This window comes from Amycolatopsis benzoatilytica AK 16/65 (genome assembly GCF_000383915.1).
GTDB lineage: Bacteria > Actinomycetota > Actinomycetes > Mycobacteriales > Pseudonocardiaceae > Amycolatopsis > Amycolatopsis benzoatilytica.
This window is the reverse complement of sequence record NZ_KB912942.1, coordinates 5298921-5311169: the sequence shown is the minus strand read 5'-3', so window position 1 is coordinate 5311169 and position 12249 is coordinate 5298921. Positions and strand designations below refer to the sequence as shown.

10 protein-coding genes are annotated in these 12249 nt (G+C 70.3%); 6 read left to right on the top strand and 4 right to left on the bottom strand.

The genetic code is table 11. The features are described 5' to 3' along the window. Window positions 1–78 precede the first annotated feature (78 nt). Window positions 79–1242 carry a macrolide family glycosyltransferase gene (locus AMYBE_RS0124395; RefSeq protein ID WP_020662016.1) on the bottom strand — a complete coding sequence of 388 codons (1164 nt, stop codon included), beginning with the start codon at window positions 1240–1242 and terminating at the stop codon, window positions 79–81. Between the two features lie 320 nt (window positions 1243–1562). Between AMYBE_RS0124395 and AMYBE_RS0124390 the strand changes: the two genes are divergently transcribed. The 6 genes from AMYBE_RS0124390 to AMYBE_RS0124365 are packed head-to-tail and all read left to right on the top strand — an operon-like array spanning window position 1563 to window position 6721. Further along, window positions 1563–2465 (top strand): ABC transporter ATP-binding protein, encoded by a 903-nt coding sequence (locus tag AMYBE_RS0124390; RefSeq protein WP_020662015.1) that lies wholly within the window; start codon window positions 1563–1565, stop codon window positions 2463–2465. Next, window positions 2462–3196, top strand: coding sequence for an ABC transporter permease (locus AMYBE_RS0124385; RefSeq protein WP_020662014.1), 735 nt, complete (start codon window positions 2462–2464; stop codon window positions 3194–3196). The genes AMYBE_RS0124390 and AMYBE_RS0124385 overlap by 4 nt, the downstream gene beginning before the upstream one ends. Before the next feature lie 53 nt (window positions 3197–3249). Continuing rightward, on the top strand, window positions 3250–3897 hold the full coding sequence (locus AMYBE_RS0124380; RefSeq protein ID WP_020662013.1) for a hypothetical protein: 648 nt from the start codon (window positions 3250–3252) through the stop codon (window positions 3895–3897). After that, window positions 3890–4195 carry a transcriptional regulator gene (locus AMYBE_RS0124375; RefSeq protein WP_020662012.1) on the top strand — a complete coding sequence of 102 codons (306 nt, stop codon included), beginning with the start codon at window positions 3890–3892 and terminating at the stop codon, window positions 4193–4195. The genes AMYBE_RS0124380 and AMYBE_RS0124375 overlap by 8 nt, the downstream gene beginning before the upstream one ends. A 1-nt stretch (window position 4196) precedes the next feature. Then, the gene (locus AMYBE_RS0124370; RefSeq protein ID WP_020662011.1) at window positions 4197–5549 is read left to right on the top strand and encodes a DNA polymerase IV; all 1353 of its coding nucleotides are present in this window, start codon (window positions 4197–4199) and stop codon (window positions 5547–5549) included. 35 nt (window positions 5550–5584) lie between these two features. Beyond that, window positions 5585–6721: a CapA family protein gene (locus AMYBE_RS0124365; RefSeq protein ID WP_020662010.1), complete on the top strand. Its 1137-nt coding sequence runs from the start codon at window positions 5585–5587 to the stop codon at window positions 6719–6721. 81 nt (window positions 6722–6802) lie between these two features. Here the strand turns inward: AMYBE_RS0124365 and AMYBE_RS0124360 are convergent, their stop codons facing one another. The 3 genes from AMYBE_RS0124360 to AMYBE_RS0124350 all read right to left on the bottom strand — a co-directional run bounded on the left by AMYBE_RS0124360 (window position 6803) and on the right by AMYBE_RS0124350 (window position 11723). Then, window positions 6803–7693, bottom strand: coding sequence for an autoinducer 2 ABC transporter substrate-binding protein (locus AMYBE_RS0124360; protein WP_342663898.1), 891 nt, complete (start codon window positions 7691–7693; stop codon window positions 6803–6805). A 266-nt stretch (window positions 7694–7959) separates the two neighbouring features. Beyond that, complete coding sequence (locus AMYBE_RS42240) at window positions 7960–8694, bottom strand: hypothetical protein (RefSeq protein ID WP_211226847.1); 735 nt, start codon at window positions 8692–8694, stop codon at window positions 7960–7962. Between the two features lie 107 nt (window positions 8695–8801). Further along, entirely contained in the window at window positions 8802–11723 is a 2922-nt protein-coding gene (locus tag AMYBE_RS0124350) for an AfsR/SARP family transcriptional regulator (protein WP_020662007.1), read from the bottom strand. Window positions 11724–12249 lie beyond the last annotated feature (526 nt).

Genomic DNA, 12249 nt, shown 5'->3' with positions numbered 1-12249 from the left:
GGCGACGCTTTGCCCGCGCGACGACCCACGCTAGGGAACACGTCCGCGGCTCAGCCGGCCGCGACGCGCACCTCGTCATCACTCAAGGAATCGCTCCACCGCGTCCGCGGCAGCGTGGATCCCGCCGTTGGCAAGGATTTCGGTGCGCAGTTCGGCCAGTCGCGCGGCGATGTCCGGCGAGCTGCTGACCTTGTCGACGGCTTCCCGCAGCGACTCGGCGGTCACCTCGGCGGCGGGCAGGTGCCTGCCGACGCCTAGGGCTTCCAGGTGCGCGGCGTTGCCGAACTGGTCGGCGGCCTGCGGGATGGCGACCGTCGGGACGCCGTACCACAGTGATTCGGTGCAGCCGCCCATGCCGGCATGAGTGACGAAGGCCGACGCGACGTCCAGGACCGCCAGCTGGGGCACGGATTCGTGCGCTTCGACCGACGGTGGCAACGGGCCGAGGTCATCCTTCGACACGTGCTTGCCCACGGAGAGCACGACGTGCCAGTCGGGGAACTGCGCGATGCAGTGCCGGTAGATGTCCAGCTGGTCGGTGAACGCCGTGCCGAACGAGACGAGCAGCACGGGTTTTCCGCCGGATGGCGGGCTCCAGGTCTCGGCCAGCCGCGCCGGGTCGAGGCACGGCCCGACGTACTGGACGGTTTCCGGTACACGGTCGGCGTTCGGCTGCATCGCGCGGGGAATCAGCGACAGGATTTCCGCCGGGCGTGCGAGCCAGGTCCAGCCGTCCTGGTCGACACCGTTTTCGTTCAGCCACCGGGTGAACGTCCGGTTGTAGTCCAGCCCGGACGGGGACGCGCGCAGCGGCCGGAGGACTTCGGCGAGGTCGTCCTCGTACCCGTCCCAGGCGACGTAAGTCGGGGAGAGCTGCACCGCGGGCACGCCGTAGCGGCGGCCGAGCAGCGGCGCGGCGAGGCCGCCGATGTCGTGCAGCACCAGGTCCGGCCGGTCCTGATCGAAGGTTTCGGTCAACTGCGGGTGGATCGCGATGGCTTCGTCGAGGAAGACGCGCATCGCGTCGGCCGGGTCCTCGGGCCATGCGGCTTCCGGACCGAGCGGGAAAATCGTGGCATGCGCGACGACGTCCGCGCCGGTCGGCGCGACCAGGTCGGCGAGCGGTGCGCCCACGACATAGCTGACCCGGTGCCCGCGTGACACCAGCTCGCGGATGATGCCCAGCGAAGGGTAGACATGGCTCGGCGCCGAGCAACCGACCATGACGATGTGCTTGCCCATGAGGCAGAGTGTCCTTTCCGGACGGAAAAGGGCACGGCACGCAGGGAAGGGCCGCCCGGGTGCGGGCTGGCCGGAAAGTCGTGCCGGGTCAGTGCTGGCGGAGGCGACCGAAGACGAAGGACATGATCAAGACGGTAGTGCCGGCCGGACGGGGGAGCAACCGGATTATCCGGGCGTCGGACCCGCAGCGGTGAGGTCCTGGGTGCGGCTCCGGGGTGAGATCAACTCGCTTCCGCGAACGACTTCGCCCCACCCACCACTTTCCATCACAACCTACTTTGTGTTACAAAGTTCAGGACACCGAAGCACTGGGGGCAGTGATGACAGAAGCGTTCCGGCTGACCGGCCTGGTCAAGCAGTTCAACCAGGTCCGCGCGGTCGACGGCGTGTCCGTGTCGGTCCAGCGAGGCGAGGTGGTCGCGTTGCTCGGGCCGAACGGCGCGGGCAAGTCGACCACCATCGACATGCTGCTCGGGCTCACTTCGCCGGATGAGGGGAGCGTCGAGGTGTTCGGCGGGCCGCCGCGGGCGGCGCTCGATTCCGGGCGGCTCGCGGCGATGGTGCAGAACGGGTTTCTGCTGCGAGACGTCACGCCGGCCGAGCTCGTCGCCTTGCAGCGGTCGATGTTTCGGAAGCCGTTGTCCGCTGAGGAAGTCTACGAGCGGACTGGCATCGGGGACTTCGCGAAGCGGCGGTGCGGCAAGTTGTCCGGCGGGCAGTTGCAGCGGGTCCGGTACGCGCTCGCGCTCACCGGCGACCCCGAATTGCTGCTGCTCGACGAGCCGACCGCGGCGTTGGACGTCGACGCGCGGCGGGCGTTCTGGGCGTCGATGCGCGAGTTCACCGCCAGCGGGCGAACCGTTCTCTTCGCGACGCACTACCTCGCCGAGGCCGAGGACTTCGCGGACCGGGTCGTGTTGATGCGGCGCGGGAAGGTCGTGGCGGACGGGCCGGTCGCCGAGGTGCGGGCGAACGTTTCCGGACGGGTCCTGCGGGCCGTCGTGCCAGGGGCGAGCGAAGCCGCGCTCGTCGCGCTCGGCGGGGTGGCCAGTGCGCGGATGCAGGGGCAGCGAGCTGAGCTGGACTGCTCCGATTCCGATCGTGCGATCCGGGCGTTGCTCAGCGCTTTCCCTGACGCCAGTTCCATCGAGATCACCTCCGCGGGGCTGGAGGAAGCGTTCCTCGCCCTCACTTCCGACGAGTCGCAGGGAGCGCTCCGATGAACCTCGTCTATCTCCGCCTCGAGATCGTGCGGATCGTTCGCAGCCCGCAGTTCGCGCTCTTCACCATCGCGGTGCCGCTTGGGATGTTCCTGCTGTTCAGCGGGCTGTTCGGGAACCAGGTCGGGGTGAACGGCATCAAGGCGAGTGTCACCACGATGATCAACATGGGTGCGTACGGCGCGATGAGCGGCGCCCTGTTCACCGGCACCCGGGTCGCCACCGAGCGCACCGACGGGTGGCAGCGGCAGCTGCGGCTCACCCCGATGCGCGGGCCGGGCTATGTGGCCGTCAAACTGGCGTCCGCGATGGCGATGGCGTTGCCCGTCGTGGTCGTCATCTTCCTCGCCGGCGCGTTGCGCGGCGTGCACCTGACCGCGGCGCAGTGGCTGCTCAGCGGTATTTCGCTGTGGCTCGGCGCGTTGCCGTTCGCGGTGCTCGGGCTGCTGCTCGGACTCTTCGGCAAGGGCGACACGGTCGGTGCCATGACCGGTGCGCTGATGCTGCCGCTCGGCGTGTTCGGCGGGCTTTGGATGCCGCTGTCGATCATGCCGGAATGGATGACCGCGCTCGCGCACTTCTTCCCCACCTACTGGCTCGGCCGGGTCGGCACGCTGCCGGTCGACCACGGCGGAGGGCTCGGCGTCGCGGCCGGCGTGCTGGCGGCGTGGCTGGTCGTGCCCGCTCTCGTGGTGGTGCGGCGGTTCCGGCTGGGACCGGTGAAAATCGCGTGACGTGTTAGCTTCCGTGCTGCATGCGGGGTCAGTACGGGGGAAGGGCGGTCAGGGTGAACGACGACGCGGGGGACCCCGTGGAGGACGAAGGCGAGCCGCTGTCCGCGGCGGAATCGCTCGAACTCATCGCCCGTCAGCACGAACGGACGCGCCGGGAGCTGCGAGTCAGCCCGGCGCGTCTGTTCGCCGTCTGGTCGTTCACCTGGCTGGTCGGCTGGGGCCTGGTCTACCTGTCCGACGACACGACCGCGGCGCTGGTGCCCGGCTGGGTCGCGGGCGTCGTCGTCGGCGTGCTGATGATCGGCGCGATCGTCTATTCGGCCTGGCACGGCAGCAAGGGCAGCCGCGGGATCCGGGGGCCGTCGAAGCGGATCAGCGCGATGTACGGCTGGATGTGGTTGATTTCCTACGCCGGGATGAGCCTGATCGACATCCGGATCACCAAGCTCCTGCCCGAGGGCTCGGAGCTGACGCCGCTGCTGTGGTCGGGCACGTCGCTGCTGCTCACCGGGACGATCTACCTCGCCGGCGGGATTCTCTGGCAGGACTTCCGGCAGTACTTCCTCGGCGGCTGGATCATCGTGTGCAGCGGGGCGAGCGTGCTGGTCGGCGTGCCGGGAAACTTCCTCGTCCTCTCCCTCGCCGGCGGCGGCGGATTCGCGGTCGCCGCCCTGGTCTCTGTGGTGCGGCCAGGTGACTGAGCTGCCGGAACTCGACCCCGTCATCCACGCGCAGGCGCGGCTGCGCGTGACGGTCGCGCTCGCCGGCCTGCGTCCCGGCGACCAGATCACGTTCCCGCGTTTGCAGCAGTTGCTGGAAATGACCGCGGGCAACCTCTCCACGCACCTGCGCAAGCTCGAAGACGCCGAGTACGTCGAAATCACCAAGGCGTACGAGCACCGCACGCCGGTCACGCTGGTGCGGCTCACCAGCACCGGCCGCGCCGCGTTCGAGAGCTACACGAAGGCGCTGCACCGGCTCCTGGACACCGGGACCTGACATGTCCCGCTGGGTCGTGCACCTGGACCTCGACGCGTTCTACGCCTCCGCGGAACAGCTCACCCGGCCGACGCTGCGCGGGCGCGCGGTGGTCGTCGGCGGCACCGGGCCGCGCGGGGTCGTCGCCGGAGCGAGCTACGAATCGCGCGAGTACGGCGTGCGTTCGGCGATGCCGATGTCGCAAGCGCGGCGGATGCTCCCGCCGGGCAGCGTGGTGCTGCCGCCGCGGTTCCGGTTGTACGAAATCCTGAGCAAGCAGGTCTTCGACGTCGTCAGCGAGGTCGCGCCGGTACTGGAACGGATCTCGCTGGACGAGGCGTTCGCCGAACCGCCCGCGCTGGCCGGGGCCTCGGTCGAGCAGGTGGTCGAGTTCGCGGAGAACCTGCGCGGAAGGATCCGCGGCGAAACCGGGCTGACCGCGTCGATCGGGGCCGGGACCGGCAAGCAGGTGGCGAAAATCGGTTCGGACCGGGCGAAGCCGGACGGCTTGCTCGTGGTGGCACCGGGAACCGAACGCGAATTCCTCGCGCCGCTGCCGGTGCGCGCGTTGTGGGGGATCGGGCCGGTGGCGGACGCCAAGCTCCGCGCGATCGGCGTCCTCACGCTGGGCGAGCTGGCGGCCTTGCCGGAGCCGGACGCGGTGTCGACCCTCGGCGGCGTGGTCGGGCGGGACTTGCGGCGGCTGGCCAGCGGATTCGACGACCGGCCGGTCGCCGAACGCGGCGAGGCCAAGCAAGTCAGCGCCGAGACGACGTTCGACGTGGACGTGGTCGACCTCGCCCGGCTGCGCACGGAAGTCCGGAAGATCGCTGCCGGTGCGCACGCGCGCTTGGTGAAGGCGGGACGCGTCGCGCGGACGGTGGTGATCAAGCTGCGGCACACCGACATGAGCACGGTGACTCGTTCCGAGACCGCCGCGTCGCCGACTGACGATCTGGAACAGCTTGCCGCGACCGCCGAACGGCTGCTGCTCGACCCGCAGGAGTTCGGCGGCGTCCGGCTGGCGGGAGTCGCGTTCAGCGGGCTTTCCGTGCCGCATCAGGACGCGTTGTTCAGCTTGACGGTTCCGGCGGCGGAACCAGTGCTCACCTCTTCGGAGCCGTCGCCCGGAGGGAGCGCGCCGCCGTCGTCGGGCTGGCGGCCAGGCGACGACGTGGTCCACGCCGAGCACGGCACCGGCTGGGTGCAGGGCGCGGGGCACGGCCGGGTGACCGTGCGGTTCGAGACGCGCGTATCCGGCCCGGGCGTCGCGCGGACGTTCGACCAGTCCGACCCGGCGCTGACGCGGGGGCAGCCAGCCGACTGCCTGGCTCTTTCCCCTGGTCAAGACCAGCAAGGCGACCCACAAGAGTGATGCGGCAGGATGGGCCGGGCAGCCGGGCAAAGGGGATGATGATGACGAACGTACGCCGCGCCGCCGCCCTCGCCGGGGTCGCGCTGCTGCTGGCGGCGTGTGGCGGTGACCCTGCCCCCGCGCCTGCCGCGTCCGCACCGGCATCGGGCGGACCGGTGCCGTCGGCCGCCGCGTCGCAGGACTCCTTCACCGTCGTGGCGACCGGCGACGTGCTCATCCACCCGCGCCTCACCGATCAGGCCGAGACGGACGGCGGCGGCCGCATCGACTACCGCCAGCTGCTCGCCGGGGTGAAGCCGCTCGTGTCCGGTGCCGACCTCGGCATCTGCCATCTCGAAACGCCGCTCGCGCCGGAAGGCGGTCCCTATAGCGGGTATCCGTCGTTCAGCGCACCGCCGGAAATCGCGGATGCGCTGAAGGACACCGGGTACGACACCTGCTCGACGGCGTCGAACCACACGCTCGACCAGGGCGCGGCGGGCGTCACGCGGACGCTGGACAAGCTCGACCAGACCGGCTTGAAGCACACCGGCTCCGCGCGTTCGGCCGAGGAAGCAGGGAAGCCGCTGATCCTGGACGTGCACGGGGTGAAAGTCGCGCAGCTGTCGTATGCGTTCGGTTTCAACGGGATCAAGCGGCCAGCCGGGAAACCGTGGCTGGCCAACGAAATCGACGGCGACGAGATCCTTGCCGCGGCCAAGGCGGCGAAAGCGGCCGGTGCCGAAGTGGTGATCGCGAGCCTGCACTGGGGCGTCGAGTACCAGCACGACGTCACCGCGGATCAGGAGAAGCTGGCGAAAAAGCTGATGGCGTCGCCGGACCTCGACCTGATCATCGGCCATCACGCGCATGTGGTGCAGCCGTTCCAGAAGATCGACGGGAAGTGGGTCGCGTTCGGGCTGGGCAACGAGATCGCCCGGCACGACGAGCCGCGCGGCTCGACCGAAGAAGGCGTCGCGGCCCGGTTCACCTTCGCGCGCACGGACGGGAACTGGACGGTCCGGAAAGCGGAGTACGTGCCGACGCTGATCGATCTCGGACCGCCGATCCGGTTGCGCGACTTGACCACGGCCCCGCCGACGCCGCGCGGAAAGGACGCGCTCGCGAACACCGACCGGGTGGTGCTTTCACGCGGGGCGGGAGACGACGGGCTGACCCGGCCGGGACGTTGACCTGCGAGCGTTCCGCATCGTGCCGCCGACGCCGAGCCAGGCGTGCCGCCCACGCACGCTGCCGGTCCCGGTGGACGTGCGTCAGTACTTGAACTGGTCGACGTTGTCCGGTGTGATCAGCAAGGGATCGCCGAGCAGGACCGTCCGCGTCGCCGCGTCGTAGCGCACCGCGGGAAGCTCGGGGCTGACGTTGTTGGCGGGCTTGAGCGCGGTGCCGGTCGCGAGCTGCTCGGCGGTCCAGGCGGTGAGATAGCCGAGGGATTCGACGTTCCACAGCACGGTCATCGAGCAGGAACCGTCGGTCAGGTACGGCTTCATCGTCTGCGGCGTGCCGGTGCCGACGGTGAACACCCGGCCGATCTTCTGCTGATCGCGCACGGCCTGCGCGACGCCCGGCGTGGCTGTCGTGCACTGGCCGATCATCCCGGTGAGCCGCGGATGCTCGGACAGAAGCTCCTTCGCGAGCGCAGTGGCTTTCGTGGTGTCTTCCCCGGCATATACCGTGTCGACCAGCTTCGCGCGCGGATACTTCTGCGCCGCATAGCTTTTCTCGGCTGCGATCCACGAGTTGAGGTTCTCCGCGGCGGCCCCGCAGGAGACGATCGCGTACTCGCCGGAACCGCCGGTCTTCCGCATCAGCGAGTCGATCAGCGCCGCGCCGAGGCGGGGGGCGGTCGTCTGGTTGACGAAGACCTCGCGCCGTGAACCGGCCGCGTCGGTGTCCGTGGTGAGCACGTGGACGCCCTGCGCCCGCGCGTCGGCGATCGCCGGGGCGAGCGCGACCGGGTCGTTGGGAGCCACCGCGATCACGTCGACGTGCTCGGCGGTCAGCTGCTTCACGATCGCCGTTTGCGCGGCAGGGTCGACCGTCGCCGGGGCACGGGTGATCCACTTCGCGCCGAGCCGGCTGGCGGCCAGCACGCCGCCGGCGTTCATCGCGTCGAAGTACGGGATGCCGGCGACCTTGGGCACGAACGCGATGGTGGTCGGTTGAGGCGCGGAACTGTGCAATGCCGGTGTGCAACTGCCGATGACTATCGTCGCGCTCGCCAGCAGCGCGCCCCCCAGAACGAGCGTCTTCGTCCGCCCTCGCATCCCCCACCGTTCCCCGGCAACTCGACCTGGAGGCGAAGGTAGGGGTACTGCTGTCCGGGGTCAACCGTTAGTGTGCAAACGGTTACTCAAGTGAGTTCAACCGCTGGATGGCGTAGTCCGCGCTCCGCTTCCCGGCCGCCGGGTCAGCACACCGGCACGGCCGCCCGGCTCCGCCGCAGATACGCCTCGGACACGTAATGACCTGGCCCGATCCGGTCCCACGCGGTCGTGCCATCCACCGCTTCGCCCTCCGCAGTGCATTCGACCGGCACTTGCGCACCATTGGCGGCGAAGCCGGCTTCCGGGGCGGTGGTGCCGGTCCCGGTGCGAAGGACCAGCGGCGCTCCGGCGGTGGTCACGACAGCGGTGTCCGGCGCGGTGCCGGTCCAGAGGAACGCGACGTCCACGTAACTGCTGCCGGTGAGGCCGAGGCCGTCCCAGAAAGTGCCGTCGGCGAGGTCGAGACCGGCCGGGTTGCGCACCGTGCGGCCGCGTTCGTCTTTCCCGCCGTTGAAGCCGTTTTCGTACGCCGCCTGGGCTTCCGGCACGCCTTGCGGCAGCGAACCGAACTGGGCGCGCACTCCGGCGGGGTTCCAGTAGTCATCGTGCTCGTTCCACGGGCCGACGTCCCACACCGGCGCGTACTCGCAGCGCCGGCCGTCGGTCCGGCACACCCGGACGGTGAAGTTTCCTTTGCGGGGCAGGGTTTTCGGCGAAGGGAGCGCGACGAAATGGTCCCGTTCGACGATCTGGTGCCCGCTCGCCGTTGTGCCGCCGACGAGTCCTTCGCGGGTCGCGAACAGCCGATAGGTCAAGGGTCTTTCCAGTGCTCTCCGGTCGTGTTTGGGCCGCGCCTCGACCGGGGCCGAAATCGACATAGCGACAAGGATGCCGACGAGGAGGGCGTGAGCAGCGGCATTCCGGGTCTTCACCAGCGAATCCTGACCCGCTGACGGCGTGCGGACGCGTAATGCGCGCCCGCACGTTAGGCGGACACGATCCGGTGCGGTCCGGTTTCGCGACGCGGGTCGGGGAACGGGAGGTCGGCGGACAGTTCCCGGCGGATCGCACTGGCGCGTTCGGTGTAGCTGCGAGACCGCTCCGGCTGGCTGAGCGCCGCGTGGAGTTCGCCGAGCAGCTGCGACACCTCCGCCTCCGAGCGGCGGTCACCGTTGCGCCGGTGCACGCTCAGCGAGTTCACCAGCAGCAGCTGCGCGTGCGCGAGGTCGCCGCTGTAGAGGCACAGTTCGCCGAGATTCTGGTTCGCGTATCCGACGCAATGGTCGTCGCCGAGGTCGGTGAACACGGCGATGGCGCGGGTGACGTGCTCGCGAGCTTCGGCGAGGTTGCCTTCGCGCTGGTACAGCAGCCCGAGCCGTTTCAGCGCATGGGCTTCGCGGTGCCGGTCGCCGATCTCGCAGGACTGTTCGAGCGCGTCGGTGAACCAGCGCCGCGCGGTCGCGTAACACTTGCGCGCGACCCAGATCGAGCCGATCGCGATCCGGATCACCGCTTCGCCGTGCGGGTCGCCTGCTTCGCCGAACAATCGCAGCGCCTCGTGACTGGGTTCCAGCGCCCGCTCGGACTGGCCTTGCAGCCGCAGCACGGTGCCGATGCCCGCGTGCGCCTCGCCGAGTCCCTGCGGGTCGCCGATGCTGCGGTACAGCTCCAGCGAGGCTTGGAAAGCGAGCAGCGCGTCGGCGTCGTTGTCCTGGTAGAGCAGGACTTGGCCGAGGTTGCGCTGCACGATCGCCTCGCCGCGGGTCGCGCCCGCGCGCCGGGCCGCCGCCAGGGCGATCAGGTGCGTGGCGTGCCAGTCGTCCTGGTGCCCGCGCAGGTCGAAGTACGGCGTGAGGGCCGCGGTGAGCCGCCAGGCCAGATCATCGAAGCCGAGTTCGGCGGCCAGCGCGACGGCGGCGACGCAGGTGGCCCGTTCGGCGGCGAACCAGGCCGCCGGGTCGGCCAGGAGCCGGTCCGCTTCCGGCGGCAGCGCCGGCGCGGGCTGGTCGCGGTACTGGCCGAAGAAGTGGATGGGCATCCGGTCGTCGGCTTCGATCACGAGGGCGAGGTAGCCCTCCAGGACCCGGTGGACCGCGGCTCTGGTTTCCTCCGGATCGGCCAGCTCGGCCGCGTACACCCGGAGCAGGTCGTGCAGCCGGTAACGGGGCTGGCCGGCCACGTCGGTGGTGACCAGCTCGACCAGGTGCGCGTCCACGAGCACGTCGAGGACGTCGTCGGCGGTCGGACGGCCCAGCACCGCCGCGACCGTCCACGCCGGGAACTGCACCGGCCCGAGCACGCCGAGGCGCCGGAACGCCGCGGCGGCCGACATCGGCAGCAGGTCGTAGCTCAACGTCACGCTCGCCCGGACGGCCAGGTCGCCGACCCGCAACTCGTCGAGCCGGCGGTGCTCGTCGTGGAGCCGGTCGGCGAGGATCCGCAGCGACCAGCTCGGCCGATGCGTCAGCTTCGCGCCCGCGACCCGGATCGCCAGCGGAAGATGGCCGCACTGGCGGAGAATCGCCGCCGCGTCCTCGGGCTCGGCCGCGACCCGGTCGTGGCCGACGATCCCTTCGAGCAGCCGCGCGGCTTCAGGCCCCGGCAGCAGGTCGACGTCCACCGGCAGCGCCCCGGCGAGGCCGGGGAGCCGGATCCGGCTCGTGATCAGCACCGCGCAGGTGCCCGCGCCCGGCAGCAGCGGCCGGACCTGCGCGGCGCTGCCCGCGTCGTCCAGGACGACGCACATCCGGCGGCCGGTCAGCTGGGACCGGAGCAGCGCGGCACGTTCGGCCAGGTCGCGCGGGAGCCCGGAATCGGGGATGCCGAGCGCGCGGAGCAGCTCGGCCAGGACGCTCATCGGAGAACGCGGCGAGGATGAGGTGCCGGCCAGGTCGACATGCAATTGCCCGTCCGGGAACAGCTCGCGCACCGCGTGCGCGACCCGGACCGCGATCGACGACTTCCCGATCCCCGGCGGCCCGGAAAGGACCGCGACGGTCGGCCGCCCGGTCTCGGCGTGCCGGTGCAGCTTCGCGACGAGACTGCTGATCACCTCGGCGCGGCCGGTGAAATCCGGAAGATCGAGCGGCAGCTGGCACACCGGCGGCAACTCGGCGCGAGGCAATTCCAGAGTCGCCCGGAGTTCGCGCAGCGCGGCACCCGGACGGGCGGAGAGTTCGTCGGCGAGAATGCGTTCCACTTGTTCGTACGCTTCTGCTGCTTCGCTGCTTCGGCCCGCGTCCCGCAGAGCGGTGATCAGATGGTGCCACAGTTCTTCGCGCAACGGATGTTCGGTGACGAGCGCACGCAGCTCGGCGATCACTTCGCTGTGCCGGCCGAGGGCGAGCCGGGCGCGCAAGCGTTGCTCCCGGACAGAAAGCCGCAACTCGTCGAGCCGTGCCACCGCCGGTCCCCAGCTCGGGTCGTGCGGGAGTCCTTCGAGGACTTCGCCGCGCCAATGCGCGTGCGCCTCGTCGAGGAGGGGGAGCGCGGCTTCCGGATTGCCTTCCTCGAGCATTCGCCACGCTTCCGCGGCGAGCCGGGCGAAAGCGAGATGGTCGAGCTCTTCCGGCCGGACGGTGAGCAGGTAGCCGGACGCCCGGCTGGTGATCCGGTCGGCGAGGTCCGGGTGGATCTCGCCGAGCCGGCGGCGCAGAGAGTGGATGTAAGTCCGGATGTTGGCCGCCGCGGAGCGCGGCGCGGTGGCCGGCCAGAGCGTTTCGACCAGCGATTCGGTGGACACGACAGTGTTGGGCTGCAGCGCGAGCGCGGCCAGCAGCAGCCGAGGCTTCGGCCCGCCCAGCGGCACGGCCTGCCCTTCGGCTGCGACCTCCAGCGGCCCCAGGATGCGGAAGGTCAGCGAAATCAATTTACCCGCCTTGGCGGCAAGGTCCCCATAGGTCGGCATGCTAGGAGCGTTTGTGCCAGTTTGCTAGATCCACTTGGGGCGGAATCCTCCGTACGGCGTTATTTCTTTCCGGGGTTGTCACTGTCTGTTCGCAGAGGGCGTTGTGAAACGTTTTCAGGTGGGACGGGAATGGGAGCGCTGGTCGCACTGTTCGGCTTGGCCTTTTCGACGGGGCGGCTGCGCGGGGCCGGTCTTGGGCTGAGCGGGCGCCGTGTCCAACGGGAGGCGGTCGCGGACGCTCGGGGTTGAGGCAGTTGCGAGGGTGGGGCGGTTGTGAGGGTGGCGATCGCGGGCTGGGCCGGTCGCGAGGGATAGCGGTGGTCGGATGAAGGGCGCGAACGAGGAGGCCCTGCCCGCCGCGTGCCGCGGTGGTGCCGATGCGCCTTCGGCGGCTGTGTCGCGCCGACGGAGGCCTGGCAGCCGTGGGCAGGCCGGTCTTGCGGGGACGGCCGCGCACCGTTGTTCGCCCTGCGCCGCATATCCGTTGTCGTCCTCATCGGCCGAGGCGAAAACAACGCGCAAACCC